This is a genomic window from Streptomyces sp. NPDC032745, assembly GCF_055579465.1.
Window position 1 is genome coordinate 56,455 of the sequence record NZ_JBVING010000020.1, and the last position, 16,178, is coordinate 72,632.

At 71.9% G+C, this 16,178-nt stretch carries 15 protein-coding genes and 1 riboswitch; of the genes, 8 read left to right on the top strand and 7 right to left on the bottom strand.

Annotated elements, in window-relative coordinates; genetic code table 11:
- Positions 1-56: 56 nt before the first annotated feature.
- The 3 genes from ACZ5WG_RS36450 to ACZ5WG_RS36460 form a co-directional block, all read right to left on the bottom strand.
- Positions 57-698 (bottom strand): DUF5995 family protein, encoded by a 642-nt coding sequence (locus ACZ5WG_RS36450; protein ID WP_468728869.1) that lies wholly within the window; start codon positions 696-698, stop codon positions 57-59.
- A 76-nt stretch (positions 699-774) separates the two neighbouring features.
- Positions 775-2,214, bottom strand: coding sequence for a uracil-xanthine permease family protein (locus ACZ5WG_RS36455; RefSeq protein WP_468728954.1), 1,440 nt, complete (start codon positions 2,212-2,214; stop codon positions 775-777).
- Between the two features lie 64 nt (positions 2,215-2,278).
- Positions 2,279-3,493 carry an MFS transporter gene (locus tag ACZ5WG_RS36460; RefSeq protein ID WP_468728871.1) on the bottom strand — a complete coding sequence of 405 codons (1,215 nt, stop codon included), beginning with the start codon at positions 3,491-3,493 and terminating at the stop codon, positions 2,279-2,281.
- Between the two features lie 55 nt (positions 3,494-3,548).
- Here ACZ5WG_RS36460 and ACZ5WG_RS36465 point away from each other — a divergent pair, with 55 nt between their 5' ends.
- A complete protein-coding gene (locus tag ACZ5WG_RS36465; protein WP_468728872.1) occupies positions 3,549-4,709 on the top strand; it encodes an ROK family transcriptional regulator in 1,161 nt (386 codons plus the stop codon).
- A 19-nt stretch (positions 4,710-4,728) separates the two neighbouring features.
- Here ACZ5WG_RS36465 and ACZ5WG_RS36470 read toward each other — a convergent pair whose 3' ends face one another.
- The 4 genes from ACZ5WG_RS36470 to ACZ5WG_RS36485 form a co-directional block, all read right to left on the bottom strand.
- Positions 4,729-5,718, bottom strand: coding sequence for a magnesium transporter CorA family protein (locus ACZ5WG_RS36470; protein WP_468728874.1), 990 nt, complete (start codon positions 5,716-5,718; stop codon positions 4,729-4,731).
- Between the two features lie 132 nt (positions 5,719-5,850).
- Positions 5,851-6,618: an SDR family oxidoreductase gene (locus tag ACZ5WG_RS36475; RefSeq protein WP_468728875.1), complete on the bottom strand. Its 768-nt coding sequence runs from the start codon at positions 6,616-6,618 to the stop codon at positions 5,851-5,853.
- A gap of 54 nt (positions 6,619-6,672) precedes the next feature.
- Positions 6,673-7,572, bottom strand: coding sequence for an RNA polymerase sigma-70 factor (locus ACZ5WG_RS36480; protein ID WP_468728876.1), 900 nt, complete (start codon positions 7,570-7,572; stop codon positions 6,673-6,675).
- 102 nt (positions 7,573-7,674) lie between these two features.
- Positions 7,675-10,044, bottom strand: a complete 2,370-nt coding sequence (locus ACZ5WG_RS36485; RefSeq protein ID WP_468728878.1) for a chitinase C-terminal domain-containing protein — start codon at positions 10,042-10,044, stop codon at positions 7,675-7,677.
- Between the two features lie 279 nt (positions 10,045-10,323).
- Positions 10,324-10,453: riboswitch (FMN riboswitch) on the top strand.
- A 236-nt stretch (positions 10,454-10,689) separates the two neighbouring features.
- Here ACZ5WG_RS36485 and ribD point away from each other — a divergent pair.
- From ribD to hisG, 7 genes are all read left to right on the top strand, one after another.
- On the top strand, positions 10,690-11,766 hold the full coding sequence (gene ribD, locus ACZ5WG_RS36490; protein ID WP_468728956.1) for a bifunctional diaminohydroxyphosphoribosylaminopyrimidine deaminase/5-amino-6-(5-phosphoribosylamino)uracil reductase RibD: 1,077 nt from the start codon (positions 10,690-10,692) through the stop codon (positions 11,764-11,766).
- Entirely contained in the window at positions 11,767-12,405 is a 639-nt protein-coding gene (locus ACZ5WG_RS36495; RefSeq protein WP_468728879.1) for a riboflavin synthase, read from the top strand. It abuts the gene before it with no gap.
- A complete protein-coding gene (locus tag ACZ5WG_RS36500) occupies positions 12,402-13,055 on the top strand; it encodes a nicotinamide mononucleotide transporter family protein (protein WP_468728881.1) in 654 nt (217 codons plus the stop codon). The genes ACZ5WG_RS36495 and ACZ5WG_RS36500 overlap by 4 nt, the downstream gene beginning before the upstream one ends.
- Entirely contained in the window at positions 13,052-14,350 is a 1,299-nt protein-coding gene (locus ACZ5WG_RS36505; RefSeq protein ID WP_468728882.1) for a bifunctional 3,4-dihydroxy-2-butanone-4-phosphate synthase/GTP cyclohydrolase II, read from the top strand. The genes ACZ5WG_RS36500 and ACZ5WG_RS36505 overlap by 4 nt, the downstream gene beginning before the upstream one ends.
- A gap of 59 nt (positions 14,351-14,409) precedes the next feature.
- On the top strand, positions 14,410-14,895 hold the full coding sequence (gene ribH / locus ACZ5WG_RS36510) for a 6,7-dimethyl-8-ribityllumazine synthase (protein WP_328622006.1): 486 nt from the start codon (positions 14,410-14,412) through the stop codon (positions 14,893-14,895).
- A gap of 35 nt (positions 14,896-14,930) precedes the next feature.
- Positions 14,931-15,203, top strand: coding sequence for a phosphoribosyl-ATP diphosphatase (locus ACZ5WG_RS36515; RefSeq protein WP_031005643.1), 273 nt, complete (start codon positions 14,931-14,933; stop codon positions 15,201-15,203).
- A gap of 77 nt (positions 15,204-15,280) precedes the next feature.
- Positions 15,281-16,129: an ATP phosphoribosyltransferase gene (gene hisG, locus ACZ5WG_RS36520; RefSeq protein WP_468728884.1), complete on the top strand. Its 849-nt coding sequence runs from the start codon at positions 15,281-15,283 to the stop codon at positions 16,127-16,129.
- The last annotated feature ends 49 nt before the right edge of the window (positions 16,130-16,178 follow it).

Here is a 16,178-nt window from a genome sequence, read left to right on the forward strand (position 1 = left end):
ACCACGGGCCGCCCCCGCGCCACGAGCGCGGCGGCGGCCCGTTTTCACACCCCCGCTCAGCAGGTCGGGGTGAGGAGGCAGCGGCCGACCAGGCCGACGCCCGCGTCCAGCGAATCCGTGAACTCCTCCGCCAGATCGGGGGAGCGGCGCAGGGTCCACAGCAGGCGGGCCGCCGACCAGGCGGCGCCCCGGGCCCGGTCCAGGCTCCACGAACCGAGCAGGTGCGTCAGCGGGTCGGCGACCTCCAGCAGGTCCGGGCCCGGCATCAGGTCCTCCCGGATGTGCTCCTCCAGGGAGACCAGGGTGTCACCGACGCGGTCGAAGTCCGCCTCCAGGGCCCGCGGTTCGCAGTCCAGCGCCAGGCAGGTGGCCACCACCGCCAGCGCGAGGTCGTGCCCGATGTGCGCGTTGATCCCGGCCAGCGCGTGCTGCAGCGGGCGGATCCCCGGATGGCGGCGGTACTGCAGCAGCGGCCGCCAGCACGCCGGGGCCCGGTCGGCCTCCACCGCCGTCAGGTACCGCTCCGCGAACCGTACGCTGAGCGCCTCCGCCCGCCGCGGCGCAGGGAACTCCCCGTGGGAGATGCGGGCGTGCAGCGTCTCCGTCACCGTCAGGTACACCCGGTTGAAGACGGCGACACCGTCCTGCGCGGGGAGCCGCTCGTCCAGGGCGCGCATTCGCGCGAGCACCGCTTCCATGGGAGGCAGGTTCCCAGTCGGCGGTGCGGATCCGGGGAACTTGGCCGTGTGCTTCCCCGGTTCGGGCGAACCCGGCTCAGGAACGCGTGTCCCGCGCGGCCGGTCCGCCGCCCGTACCGCCCGTATCTCCCGTACCGCCCGCATCTCCCGCGTCGTACGCCGAGGTGCCCGAGTCGAGCAGCGGCTCCTGCGTCTTCAGGTGCGCCGGCGCGAAGTACCGCAGCGTGTGGTACCCGGTGATCACCACGATCGTGCCGAGTGCGATACCGCCCAGCTCGAAGCTGTCCGTCAGGTGCAGCTTCACCCCGCCGATGCCGATGATGATGCCCGCCGCGGCCGGCACCAGGTTCAGCGGATTGCGCAGGTCCACCCCGCCGTTGATCCAGATCTGGGCGCCGAGCAGGCCGATCATCCCGTACAGGATCACGGTGATGCCGCCCAGCACCCCGCCGGGGATCGCGGCCACGACCGCCCCGAACTTCGGGCACAGGCCGAAGAGCAGCGCGAAGCCCGCCGCCGCCCAGTAGGCCGCCGTCGAGTACACGCGGGTGGCCGCCATGACGCCGATGTTCTCGGAGTACGTGGTGTTCGGCGGGCCGCCGACCGCCGTGGACAGCATGGACGCGGCGCCGTCGGCGGCGATCGCCGTGCCGAGCTCGTCGTCGAGCGGATCGCCGGTCATCTCGCCGACCGCCTTGATGTGCCCGGCGTTCTCCGCGATCAGGGCGATCACCACCGGCAGCGCGATCAGGATCGCCGACCACTCGAACTGCGGTGCATGGAAGGACGGCAGCCCGATCCAGTCGGCCTGGCCGACCCCGGAGAGGTCGAGCCGCCAGTGGTCCACGGCCTCCGCCCCGCCGACCGTCGAGTGGATCTTGCCGAAGAGCAGGTCGGACACCCAGGAGATGCCGTACCCGAAGAGCAGTCCGAGGAAGATCGCGATGCGCGACCAGAAGCCGCGCAGGCAGACCACGGCCGCCCCGGTGACCAGCATGGTCAGCAGCGCCGTCCACTGGTCCTGCGGCCAGTACGTCGAGGCCGTCACCGGCGCCAGGTTGAAGCCGATCAGCATCACCACCGCGCCCGTCACCACCGGCGGCATCGCCGCGTGGATGATCCGCGCCCCGAACCGCTGCACGGCGAGGCCGGCCAGGAACAGCGCCACGCCGACCACGAACACCGCGCCCGTGACGACGGCACTGTCCCCGCCGCCCGCCCGGATCGCTGCCGCGACACCGACGAAGGAGAGCGAGCAGCCCAGGTACGAGGGGACCCGCCCGCGCGTGGCGAGAAGGAAGATCGCCGTCGCGACACCCGACATCATGATGGCCAGGTTCGGGTCCAGGCCCATCAGGACCGGGGCGACGAAGCTCGCCCCGAACATCGCCACGACGTGCTGGGCGCCGAGCCCGGCGGTGCGCGGCCACGACAGCCGCTCGTCCGGCCGCACCACCGCTCCGGGGGCGGGGGTCCGCCCGTCTCCGTGCAGGGTCCAGCGCACGCCGAGGCCCATGTTCCACCACTTCCGTCGAACCGATCGATCAAGCATCCGGGCCGTCCTGGCAGCCTTCGCAATATTACGGCCGGATACCTGCTGGTTCGTTCCGGTCCGCAGGCGCGGGCCCCGCGGCCAGCGGCTTCTGCCGCAGTACGGCTGCCCCCGCGACCAGCGCGAACGCCAGCAGGGTGACCAGGCCGAGGGACACCACGAGGGAGGTGGCATCCGCCACCGCGCCGATCGCCGACGGGGCGATCAGCCCCGAGGTGTACGTGATCGTCGCCACGCCCGCGATGGCCTGCGCCGGAGCCGGCCCGCTGCGGGCGGCCGCCGCGAACGCCAGCGGGACCACCACCGCGATGCCGAGTCCGATCAGAGCGAAGCCCGCCATTGCCGCGGCCGGGTGGCGGACCGTCACCACGAGCAGCCCACCCGCGGTGGCCAGTACCCCGCCCGCCCGGACCGTGCGCACCGGACCGAACCGGTCCACCACCCGGTCCCCGGCGAGCCGGGCGACGGCCATGGTGAGCGCGAACGCGGTGGTGGAGGCGGCCGCGAGACCGGCGTCCGTGTCCAGGACGTCCCGCAGGTAGACCGCGGACCAGTCCAGGCTCGCGCCCTCCGCGAAGACCGCGCAGAACCCGATCGCGCCGATCAGCAGCGCGGACCGCGGGGGCAGCGCGAAATGCGGCGGCGCCTCCGCCTCCGCGGCGCTGCGCAGATCCAGCACCCCCCGTACGGCGACCAGTCCGGCGGCGGTCAGGGCGAGCGCGCCGACGAGGTGGTGCAGCCGGGCGTCGGCCCCGGCGTGGGCGGCGACCGTGCCCGCAGCCGAGCCCAGCAGCGCGCCCACGCTCCACATGCCGTGCAGCGAGGACATGATCGAGCGGCCGAGCCGGTTCTCGGTCTCCACGCCCAGCGCGTTCATCGCCACGTCCGACATCCCGGAGGTGGCGCCGTAGACGAAGAGGGCGCAGCACAGCGTGGCGAGGTTCGGCGCGAGGCTCGGCAGGATCAGGGACAGGGTCCACAGTGCCAGCAGCCCGCGCAGGGCGGCGCGGGCCCCGAAGCGGTGGTTGATCCGGCCGGCCAGCGGCATCGCGAGCGCCGCGCCCAGGGCGGGGAAGGCGAGGGCGAGGCCCAGGGTGCCCGCGCTGAGCTCTGCATGGTCCTGGATCCAGGGGATGCGGGTGGCGAAGGAGCCGGTGACGGCCCCGTGGGCGCAGAAGACGGCGGCGATGGCGAAGCGGGCACGGCGCAGACGCGCCGGGCTGAGGTCTGTTTCCCCGGTCATGGCATTAAACTATCAGGGACCCTGCCTGATGGTTGGTCTCGTGGGGCTACCTAGGATGGGCGCCGTGACTCCTGCCAAAGCGCCGGCCCCCGCCGCTCCGTCGCCCGCGTCGCCGAGCACGGCCCGGGCCATCAACGACCGTCTCGCCCTGCGACTCCTCCAGGAGGAAGGGCCGCTGACCGCCACTCAGCTCAAGGCGATGACCGGCCTCTCCCGCCCCTCGGTCGCCGATCTCGTCGAGCGGCTGACCGGGGCCGGGCTGATCGAGGTCGTGGGGGAGTCGGGCGAACAGCGCCGCGGCCCCAATGCCCGGGTGTACGGGATCGTCGCCCGCCGCGCGTACCTGGCGGCCCTGGACGTACGGACGGACAGTGCGACCGCGGTGGTCGCGGACCTGCTCGGCCGCCCGCTCGCCCAGGCCGCGCTCCCGGTGGCCGCGGTCGACGAGGCCGTGGACCTGCTCGAGGCGCTCGCGCGGGAAACCGGCGCGGACCGGCTGCACACCGTGGTGGTCGGGACCCCGGGCCTGGTGGCCCCGGCCGACGGGGTGCTGCGCAGCACCGTCGGCCTGCCGTCCTGGCACCAGGACCTGGTGGCGGCCCTCCGGCGGCGGCTGCCGGCCACGGTGGTCGTGGAGAACGAGACCAACCTCGCGGCCCTGGCCGAACAGCGGCTCGGCGCGGCGCAGGACCTGGACTCCTTCGTGCTGCTGTGGCTCGGCGCGGGCGTCGGCGCGGCGGTGGTCCTGGACGGCCGGCTGCGGCGGGGCGCGTCGGGCGGGGCGGGCGAGATCGGCTTCCTGCCGGTGCCGGGTACGGGCCGGCTGCCCTCCGCCACGGACTGCGGGGGCGGGTTCCACGCGCTGGTCGGCCGGGAGGCGGTGGCCGCGCTCGCGGCGGAGCACGGCTGGGCCGGGCCCGTGGAGGAGGCGGTGGCGGGCGCCGCGGGCGAGGCCTTCGTCGAGGCCCTGGCACAGCGGCTCGCCCTGGGCGCGGCGGCCGTCGCAGCGGTCCTGGACCCGGGGTGCCTGGTTCTGGCGGGTGAGTTGGGCCACGCGGGCGGCGCCGGCCTGGCGGCCGCGGTCGGCCGCCGGCTGACCGCGCTGACGCCGGTGCCGATGGAGGTCCGCGCCACTGCCCTCGGCGATCCGGCGGTCCTCGCGGGCGCCCGTCTGGCGGCGCGCGAAGCCGCACAGTCCGACCTCTTCGCCCCCTGAGCCGCACCGGCCCGACGGCCTACTCGTCGTCGATCCGTTCGTCGTCGCGTAGCCGGCGCCAGATGCGGGTGCGGTGCAGTGCGTAGAGCGCGCCGACCAGGAAGACCACCTGCAGGCCCACGGCGAGCAGCCAGAAGATGGCCCCGCTCTCCAACTCGTCGGTCAAGTAGGCGAAGTTCATGCCGAAGAACCCCGTGAGGAAGCTCAGCGGCAGAAAGATCGTCGACACGATCGCCAGACGGTTGATCACGCCGTTCTGCTCGCCGGACACCAGCGAGGAGTAGGTGGCGAAGCCCCGCCGGGCGGCCTCCTGGAGTGCCTCGATCTCCGTGAGCACCAGCCTCGACGTGCGCTGGTACTCACGGGCGAGCCGCTGGCGCTCCTGCGGGAAATTGGGGTTCAGCACCCTGCGCGTGATGGTCTCGTCCGCCGCCTGGTGGTAGGGGAGGAGCGTGTGGTGCAGGAGGGCCGCGGTCCGGCGCAGCCGCGCCAGGCGGTAGAGCTGCTCGGGCTCCCGCTGCCGGAACATCTCGTCCTCCAGGTCCTCCACCTCAAGGAGGGCCCGGACGGCAGCGCGCCGATACGTCTCCAGGGCCTCGCCCAGCAGCAGGAACAGCGTGGCCGCGGTGTCGGGGGGCCGTTCGTGCGGGAAGCGGGCGGTGAGGCTCTCCAGCAGCCCGGCCGGTCCCCGGTGCACCGTGAGCAGGTACCGCTCGGTGGCCACGACGTGGAGGTGGATGACCTGACCCGCCTCGACAGCGGGGACGACGAACGCGGCCCTGTCGCCGAGGTACTCGGCGCGGGTGGATTCCCTCGCCCGGCCGAGCCACTCCAGGTCCTGGGCCTCCAGGCCGAGCAGGTGGGCGACCGGCTGCTCGCCGGGGGTGTCCTCCTCGGGCAGCTCCGCGTCCACGAACAGGAAGCCGGTCGCCGCGAGACGCTCACGGGCCTCCGACACCGGCGTGCGCCGCGCGATGCCCTCCGGCATGGACACCACCGAAATGATCATCGCCCCTCACCGTGGATCATGCCGTGGGTCATTTGTGACGTTATCCATCGCATTGTTCCCCATGAGGTCCGGACGAGCGCACCGATGACTCCACATGGCGGCCGCGGTTCCCGCCCGGCCGCCGGCTCCGGCTCAGCCCCTGACCTCCGCGGCCTTGGCGGCGCGGGCCGTCAGGAACCCGGCGAAGGTGCCCTTGCCGACGGCGTGGGACGGGGTCAGGTTGCCGCCGCGACAGAAGGCCGCGTACGCCTTCCCCGCCAGGGGCAGCGGGAACACCTTGCGCCGCCGCCCCGTCGCTGCCAGGTACGACCGGCCCAGCTCCACCAGCGTGTGGATCTCCGGACCGCCCATGTCCGTGACCCGTCCCGCCGGGGTGGGGACGGCGAGTTCCGCCATCCGGTCGGCGACCTCCTCCACGGCGACCGGCTGCACCCTGACCCCCTTCGGCAGCGGCAGCGGAACCACGGGCACCTTCGCCAGCGCGTCCACCGCCATCGCCACCAGGTCGTGGAACTGCGTGGTCCGCAGGATCGTCACGCCCAGCCCCGACGCCTCCAGCATCCGCTCGACCTCGTACTTCACCTCGTAGTAGCCGAACGGGACCACATCCACCCCGACGATCGAGATGTAGACGATGTTCGTGACCGTCCCGGCCCGCCGGGCCGCCTCGATCAGGTGCCCGGCGGCCACGTCGTCGCCGCCCCGCGGGCTGCTCGCGCAGTGCACGACCACCTCCGCGCCCGCCATCGCCGCATCCAGCCCGCTGCCGTCCCGCAGGTCGACCGGGTGGTCCTTCGCGTGCCGGCTCAGGACCCGTACGTCGTGGCCCGCCGCCCGCAGCCGGGTGACGACCAGCGCGCCGAGGTTTCCGGTGCCTCCGGTGACGAGGATCGTGCTCATGGTGTCCGTTCCTTCCCTGAAGGGGTGCGTTCACCAGCCGAGACCGGACAGCCCTCAGGAATGTGACAGCTGCCGCAGAAGAAATTCCAGCTTCTCCGGATTCACCACGGTCCGCACTGCGCAGACCAGTCCGTCCTCGATCTCCACCTGCAGGACCGCCGCCCCGCCCACGATCAGGGCGGGCTCCCCGTTGACCTCCGCGAACGAGATCGGCAGGCCGGCCACGTACTTGCGCAGCGCGCCCACCAGGAAGCGCGCCACCTTGTCCGGGCCCAGGATCGGCCGCCGGGCCGCGCCCACGATCCCGCCGCCGTCCGCCACGTACTGCACGTCGGCGGTCAGCATGCCCTCCAGCCGGGCCAGGTCGCCGTCGCGCGCCGCCGTCAGGAAGCTCTCCACCAGGCTCTGCCACTGCGCCGGATCCGGCTCGAAGCGGGGGCGCGGCCCGGCCGCCCGGCCCGCAGCCACCCGGCCCGCGGCCCGCCGGTAGAGCTGCCGGCAGTTGGCCTCGGTCAGGTCCAGGAGCTCCGCGATCTCCCGGTGGCCGTACGCGAACGCCTCGCGCAGCACGTACACCGCCCGCTCCACCGGCGTCAGCTGCTCCATCAGTACGAGCAGGGCCATGGAGACGCCGTCCCGCTGCTCCGCCGACTCCAGCGGGCCGAGCACCCCGTCCCCGGTGAGGACGGGCTCCGGGAGCCAGGGGCCGACGTACTCCTCGCGCCGGGCCCGCGCCGAGGTGAGGCGGTTCAGGCACAGGCGGGTGACGACCTTGGCGAGCCAGGCCCCGGGGTGCTCGACGTCCTCGCGGCCGGCGGAGCTCCAGCGCAGCCAGGCGTCCTGGACGGTGTCCTCGGCCTCGGCGGCGGAGCCGAGCATGCGGTAGGCGATGCCGAACATCCGGGGCCGGTGCTCCTCGAAGTCCGCGACGGGCGCGGCGTCCTGTGTGATCACCGCAGCAGCCTACGAGGGGGCCGCGGCGGCACGTGCGAGGACCCGGTGGCCGCCGGGCCACCGGGTCCTCACGTTCGTTCGCCTACGGGCGCCGGCGCGGGGTCAGCAGGCGCCCTGGTCCTTCCAGACGCCCCACTCACCGGTGGTGCCGGGCTCCTCGTTCTGCGTCCACCACTGCGCCTTCCAGTTGTGGCCCTTGTGCGAGACGACGGTCCCGCCGTTGTAGACCGTGCCCGCGACGTACGCCGGGTTCGTGCAGGTTCCGCCCGGCGGCGTGGTCGGGGGAGTGGTCGGCGGCGTCGTCGGGGGAGTGGTCGGCGGGGTCGTGGGCGGGGTGGTCGGGGGCTGGGTGGTGCCCGGCTCCGTCACCGTCGTGCCGCGTGCCAGGTCGCCGGCGAGGGAGTAGGTGGTGCCGGAGATGTTCACCGTCCAGTTGGAGGGCGTGGACACCGGGAGGTAGTAGTTGAACGCCAGGTCCACCGATGCACCGGGGGCCAGCGTCTGCCACGCCGGGAGCTTCAGCGAGACCCGCTGGAAGTCGCCCTTCAGGCCGCCGACGTTGTTGCCGCTGTGGCCGGTGGCGATCACCTTGGTGCCGAAGCCGGACTGGTCCGAGGCGTTGGCCGGGGCCGAGGTCCCGTAGTCGAACTGGAACTCGGTGCCGCCGGGCAGCGTGCTCTTCGTGTTGTTGGTGATCTTGAGCTTCGGGGTGATCGGGTAGTTGGAGTCGCCCAGCTTGAACTCGGTGAACTCCGTCTTGATGTCCACGGCCCGGGCCGGCAGCGCGCTGCCCGCCGTCTTCGCGCCGTACGGTGCGGCCGCCTTGAACTTGTCGTACATCAGGGAGGTGAGCGTGTCGCCCATCTCGTACTGGCCCTTGGCGGAGTTGTACGCGTAGTCGCCCGCCAGCTCCCAGACCATCGTGCCGCCGATGCCCTTGTTCACCACGTAGTCGGCCTTGGCGGCGACGGACTGCTCGTCCTCCGTCGACAGGAAGACCTTCTTCTGGGCGTTCCACAGCCACGGCGCCACCAGGGTGGAGTCGTACTTGCGGGCGTAGGTGCCGGTCAGGGTGGTGTTCGCCGGGAAGCCGTACTTGGTGACGTAGTCGCCGACGACGCCCTTCTCCAGGTTCTTGGCGTGCCACATCGGGTTGGAGCCCGCCGGGGACTCGACCCCGTTTGTGTCCAGGTCGTGCCACAGGTTGTCGATGCCGACCGCGCCGTCACCGCACTTGGTCAGCCCCGCGCCGGCCGGGCAGGTGGTCGCCGGGGCCTTGCCCCACAGGCCGTCCGTGCCGCCCTGCACGTTCTTGAAGCCGCGGGTGTAGTACGGCAGGCCCATGTTGATGCGGCCGGCCGGCATCGAGCCGCGGAAGTAGTGGTAGGCCCAGTCGGAGTTCAGGTAGCCGATGCCGCCGTACTGGGACGTGGAGTAGACGCCCGCGGCGGCCAGTTCGCCGTCCTTGCCGTCGTCGAAGAGCGAGGCGTTGGGGCCGACGTACTCGTTCCAGGCGCCGTGCAGGTCGTAGGACATGATGTTGACGTAGTCCAGGTACTTCTGCATCTGGAACGTCTCCATGCCCCGCAGCAGGTAGCCGGAGGAGGGGGCGGCGACGGAGAGCAGGTAGTGCTTGCCGTCGGCGGCGCCGGCGCGGTCGAGCTTCTCGCGCAGCGACTTCATCAGCGCGGCGTAGCCCTGGACGAGCCCGGCCCGGCGGGCGTTGGAGAGCTGCCAGTCCAGCGGGTTGCCCGCGTCCTTCATGGTGGTCGGGTACTCGTAGTCGATGTCGACGCCGTTGAACCCGTACGTGCGGACGAACTCGACCGAGGAGTCCGCGAACGTGTCGATGCCGGCCTGGTTGACCGAGCCGTCGGCGTTGGTGGCCATCGAGTAGAAGCCGCCGGAGGCGACCCGGTTGCCGTCGTCGCCGAAGTAGCCGCCGGTCTCGGCCCAGCCGCCGACCGAGATCAGCGTCTTCACGTTCGGGTACTGCTTCTTGAATTTGTTCAGCAGGTTGAAGTGGCCCTTGTACGGCAGGGCCGGGTCCATCTCGGCGCCCGCGACACCAGGCCAGGTCATCCCGGTGGCGGCGTTGTTCGCGTTGTCCGCGCCGACCGAGATCTTGTTGTCGGCGCCCACATGGGCGAAGGCGTAATTCAGATGGGTGACCTTGGACCACGGGACGTTGTTGGCGAGGTAGGCGGGGGTGCCGTCCTTGCCGGTCCGCCACCCGGTGAAATATCCGATGACGCGGCGCTGGTGGTCGGCGCCCATCTTCTCGCGGCCGTCGGAGTCGTAGACCGAGCAGTACGGGACGTCGACACCGGCCGTCTTGTACAGCCCGTCCGGGCGACAGCCCTCGTTGTCGGCGGCATGGGAGACGCCGGTCGAGAGCCCGCCCACCAGCAGTCCGGCGATTGCGGCGCCGGATGCCAGGAGCATCGCTCTCGTGCGTGTGGGGGACGGCATGGTGCCTCCTGGGGAGGGGAGGATGGCAGGACACGAAAGGGCACAACAGGCGGAAAAGTGGTGCGTGTTGGCCCGTGACGTGCGCACATCTGACGGGCTGTCTCCCGGGGAGGATGAAGGGAACGCTAAGAGGACTAGACCACCTCGTCAATAGGTCTGTACCAATCGCGGGTGTACTTGACAGACTCCCGCGCAATGCCCTCCCTGTGACCCAGGCCACAGCTCCTCGCCCGCATGGCCGCCGATCACCCGTGGCAAACTGGCAGCAGTACCAGTAAGCAGCGCACTCCGGGGTCGGTGTAATTCCGAACCGGCGGTATAGTCCGCGACCCGTCCGCAGCCAGCGGCCGGTTGACCAGGTGAAATTCCTGGACCGACGGTGAAAGTCCGGATGGGAGGCAGTGCGCGGCGGGCCAGTCACCGGTACGCCGCCGTCGGCGGTTCATCGGCGTATCCCCTGCGGATACGTCCGGGCGGACCGTTTTTTCGGCCTCGGCGTCCCCGTGTGTGCTGAACCGCTTCATCTGTCGTATCCCGACAGGCCCCGGAGTCCGTGCCCGACAGAGGCAGGAGGACCCGGTGGCGAACCACGCCGCGAACGCACCGCACGACGCCGTCGGCGATGCCGATGCCGACGCGCAGGCCATGGGCCGCGCCATCGAGCTCGCCGCCCGCGGCCTCGGCTCCACCAGCCCCAACCCGGTCGTCGGCTGCGTCGTCACGGACGCCGCGGGCAGCGTGATCGGCGAGGGCTGGCACGAGCGGGCCGGCGGCCCGCACGCCGAGGTCCACGCCCTGCGCGCGGCAGGCGCAGCAGCCCGCGGCGGCACCGCCTACGTCACCCTCGAACCCTGCAACCACACCGGTCGTACGGGACCCTGCGCCCAGGCGCTCGTCGAGGCCGGCATCACCCGCGTGGTCTACGCCGTCGCAGACCCGAACCCGCAGGCCAGCGGCGGTTCCGACACCCTGCGTGCCGCCGGGATCAAGGCCGAGGGCGGGCTCCTGGAGGCCGAGGCCGCGGCCGGCAACGCCGCCTGGCTCACTTCCGTACGCCTCGGCCGCCCGCACGTGACGTGGAAGTACGCGGCCACCCTCGACGGCCGCAGCGCCGCCGCGGACGGCAGCAGCCGGTGGATCACCGGCCCGGAGTCCCGCGCCGACGTCCACCGGCTGCGCGCCGAGACCGACGCCGTCCTCGTGGGCGGTGGCACCCTGCGCGAAGACGACCCGCACCTGGCCGTACGCGGCATCGCGGGAGCCACCCAGCCCCTGCGCGTCGCCCTCGACACCCGCGCCGGCCTCCCGCCGACCGCCCGCATCCTCGACGACGCCGCACCCACGCTGCTCGTCACCGGCGAGGACGCCGACACCCGGCACCTGCCGGGCGTCGAGCTGCTCCGGCTGCCCCTGCACGGCGGCCGCATCGCCGTCCACGACCTGCTCGCCCGGCTGTACGCCCGCGGCGTGCGCTCCGTCCTCCTCGAAGGCGGCCCCACCCTGGCCGGAGCCTTCCTGGAGGCCGGAGCCGTCGACCGGGTCATCGGCTACCTCGCCCCGGCCCTCCTCGGCTCCGGGCCCGCCGCCCTCGCCGACGCCGGCATCACGAACATCGCCCACGCGGTACGCCTCGACATCACCGAGGCCGTCCGCGTCGGCACCGATCTCCGCATCACCGCAGTACCCGAAGCCGCCCCCACCACCGCCCCCAAGGAGCACTGAGTGTTCACCGGAATCGTCGAAGAACTGGGCGAGGTCGCCGCCGTCGAGCAGCTCGCCGAGGCCTCCCGCTTCCGCCTGCGCGGCCCCGTCGTCACCGACGGCGCCAAGCACGGCGACTCCATCGCCGTCAACGGCGTCTGCCTGACCGTCGTGGAGACCGCCGACGGCGAGTTCACCGCCGACGTCATGCAGGAGACCCTGAACCGCTCCAGCCTCGGCGCCCTCCACCAGGGTTCCCGGGTCAACCTGGAGCGCCCGATGGCCCTCGGCGGACGGCTCGGCGGACACCTCGTCCAGGGGCACGTGGACGGCACCGGCGAGATCCTCTCCCGGACGCCCTCCGAGCACTGGGAGATCGTCAAGGTCGCGCTCCCCGCGCACCTGTCCCGCTACGTCGTGGAGAAGGGCTCCATCACGGTCGACGGCGTCAGCCTGACCGTGGTCGAAGCCGCCGCCGACTACTTCACCATCAGCCTCATCCCCACCACCCTCGCGCTGACCACGCTCGGCATCAAGCAGCCCGGCGACCCGGTCAACCTCGAGGTCGACGTCCTCGCGAAGTACGTCGAACGCCTGCTGGCCGCGGGTGTGAACCCCCTGACCGCGAACTCCGGCGAAGACAAGGAGGCCGACCGGTGAGCGCCCTGACCTGGCTCAACGCGGAGGCCTTCACGGTCTTCGGCCAGAAGGTCATCTGGTCCGACATGATCGGCAACCTGATCGGCCTGGCCGCCCTGGCCCTCGGCTGGCGTCGCTCCATATGGACCTGGCCCGCCCAGCTCCTGTCCGGCCTGATCCTCATAGCCGCCTACGCCTCCGCCCACCTCGCCGGCGGCGTCGGCAAGCAGCTCCTCGTCATCGGCGTGGCCGCCTGGGGCTGGCGCGCCTGGCAGCTCGGCAGGAAGCAGGCCCAGGACGGCACCCTCGCCGTGCGCACCGCGACCTGGACCGAGCGCGGACTGCTCCTCGCCGGGGCGGCCCTCGGCACCCTCGCCGTCGGCGGCCTGTTCACGCTCTTCCCGGACCTGTCCTGGAGCCCGTGGGCCGACGCCTACATCTTCGTCGGCACGATCGTCGCGATGGTCGCCCAGGCCCGCGGCCTGGTCGAGTTCTGGATCGCCTGGCTCCTCGTCGACCTGGTCGGCGTCCCGCTCGCCTTCACCAACGGACTGGCCTTCTCCGGCCTCGTCTACGTCGTCTACTTCGCGCTCGTCCTGTGGGGCGCCCACGACTGGTACCAGCGCTCGCGCACCACCCCCGCCCCGGCCCTGGAAGGAGCAACGGCATGACCACCCTCAAGCCCGTGCCCGACATCGACGCCGTCCTCGAGACCGCCTTCCTGCTCGACCCCGTCGAGCAGGCCATCCGCGACATCGCGGCCGGCCGCCCGGTCGTCGTCGTCGACGACGAGGACCGCGAGAACGAGGGCGACCTCGTCATCGCCGCCGAGAAGGCCACCCCCGAGATCGTCGCCTTCATGATGAGCGAGTGCCGCGGCCTGATCTGCGCCCCCATGGAGGGCCCCGAGCTGGAGCGGCTCGAGCTGCCCCAGATGGTCCAGAACAACACCGAGTCGATGAAGACCGCCTTCACCGTCTCGGTCGACGCGAGCGCCGCCCACGGCGTCACCACCGGCATCTCGGCCGCCGACCGCTCCACCACCCTGCGGATGCTCGCCGGCGGCGTCTCCGAGCCCTCCGACTTCGTGCGCCCCGGCCACGTCTTCCCGCTGCGCGCCAAGCCCGGCGGCGTCCTGGTCCGCAACGGCCACACCGAGGCCGCCGTCGACCTCGCCCGCCTCGCAGGCCTGCGCCCCGTCGGTGCGATCGTGGAGATCGCCGGCGAGGACGGCGTCATGCTGCGCCTGCCCGAACTGATCCCCTTCGCCCGCAAGCACGGCCTGACGATCATCTCCATCGAGGACCTGATCGCCTACCGCCGCTCCGCCGAGCCGACCGTGCGCCGCGAGGCCACGGTGGCCCTGCCGACCGCCCACGGCGACTTCACGGCGTACGGCTACCGCTCCATCGCCGACGGCGTCGAGCACGTGGCCCTCGTCCACGGCGAGATCGGCGACGGCCAGGACATCGTGGTCAGAGTCCACTCCGAGTGCCTGACCGGCGACATCTTCCACTCCCTGCGCTGCGACTGCGGCCCCCAGCTGCACGCCTCCATGGCCCGCATCAAGGACGAGGGCCGCGGCGTGGTCGTCTACCTGCGCGGTCACGAGGGCCGCGGCATCGGGCTGGTGTCCAAGCTGCGCGCGTACGAGCTCCAGGAGCGCGGCCGCGACACCCTGGACGCCAACCTGGAGCTCGGCCTGCCGGCCGACGCCCGCGACTACGGCGCCGGCGCGCAGATCCTCGCCGACCTCGGCGTCAAGAGCGTCCGGCTGCTGACCAACAACCCCGACAAGTCCGCCGCCCTCGTACGGCACGGCATCGCGGTCAACGACCGGGTGGCCATGCCCACGGAGGCGGGCGAGCACAATCTGCGGTACCTGCGCACGAAGCGGGACCGGATGGGTCACGACCTGCCCTGGCTGGACCAGGCCGTGACCACCTCCGCCTGCGGCAACCAGTAACCACGTACGAACCACCACCAGCACACACCACGAACCACGAAGAACCGAGGAGCACAGCTGTGAGCGGCAAGGGCGCACCCGAACTGAGTGTCAGGAACTGCGGAGACCTCCGGGTCGCGGTCATCGCGGCCCAGTGGCACGAGAAGGTCATGGACGGGCTCGTCGACGGCGCCCTGCGCGCCCTGCACGAGCTGGGCATCGACGAGCCCACCGTGCTCCGCGTCCCCGGCAGCTTCGAGCTCCCGGTCGTGGCGAAGGTACTCGCCGGTCGCGGTTACGATGCCATCGTCGCCCTCGGAGTCGTCATCCGCGGCGGCACCCCGCACTTCGACTACGTCTGCCAGGGCGTCACCCAAGGCCTGGTACAGGTGTCGATCGACACCGGAGTCCCCATCGGCTTCGGCGTTCTGACGTGCGACAACGACGAGCAGGCGCTGGACCGCGCCGGGCTCGAGGGGTCGAACGAGGACAAGGGACACGAAGCGGTCATCGCCGCCGTCTCCACCGCTGCGACCCTGCGGTCCGTCAGCGAACCCTGGCGCTGAGTGGCGGCGGGGGACCCCGTATTCTGAGGACCATCATGGCGAACAAAACCTTCGAAGAGCTTTTCACCGAGCTCCAGCTCAAGGCCGCCAACGGCGACCCCAGCACCTCCCGCACCGCCGAGCTCGTCGGCAAGGGCGTCCATGCCATCGGCAAGAAGGTCGTCGAGGAGGCCGCCGAGGTCTGGATGGCCGCCGAGTACGAGGGCAAGGAAGCCGCCGCCGAGGAGATCTCCCAGCTGCTGTACCACGTCCAGGTGATGATGGTCGCGCGCGGGATCTCCCTCGACGACGTCTACGCGCACCTCTAGGCCGGAGCTCGTCCCGCGGGTCCCCCGCCCGCCGCTTAGCCCACACGTTTCGCAATCCACGCACTGAAGGAAGCCCCATGCTGCGCATCGCCGTCCCCAACAAGGGTTCACTCTCCGGAGCGGCGTCGGCGATGCTCCATGAGGCCGGCTACCGCCAGCGCAAGGAGTCCAAGGAGCTCGTGGTCCTCGACCCCGAGAACGGGGTGGAGTTCTTCTACCTGCGCCCCAAGGACATCGCGATCTACGTCGCCTCGGGCAAGCTCGACATCGGCATCACCGGCCGTGACCTGCTGCTCGACTCCGGCGCCAGCGCCGAGGAGATCCTCCCGCTGAACTTCGGCCGCTCCACCTTCCGCTACGCCACCCGGCCCGGCACCGCGAAGGGCCCCGAGGACTTCACCGGGATGACGATCGCGACCTCGTACGAGGGAATCGTCGCCAAGCACCTCGCCGAGCAGGGCATCGACGCCTCCGTCGTGCACCTCGACGGCGCGGTCGAGACCGCCATCCAGCTCGGCGTCGCCCAGATCATCGCGGACGTCGTCGAGACCGGCACCAGCCTGCGCAACGCCGGCCTCGAGGTCATCGGCGAGCCGATCCTCACCTCCGAGGCCGTGGTCATCCGCGGCAACGGCGCCGACGCCGACAACGCGCAGGCCCAGCAGTTCCTGCGGCGCCTCCAGGGCGTCCTGGTGGCCCGCAGCTACGTGATGATGGACTACGACTGCCGCGCCGAGCACCTCGAGCGCGCCGTCGCCCTCACCCCGGGCCTGGAGTCGCCGACCATCTCCCCGCTGCACAACGAGGGCTGGGTCGCCGTCCGCGCGATGGTCCCGGCCAAGGAGGCGCAGCGGATCATGGACGACCTGTACGAGCTCGGTGCGCGTGCGATCCTCACCACCTCGATCCACGCCTGCCGCCTCTGACCTGTACGTCCTTCCGATCCGTACGCCCCCTGCAGAAGGCATCACCAGC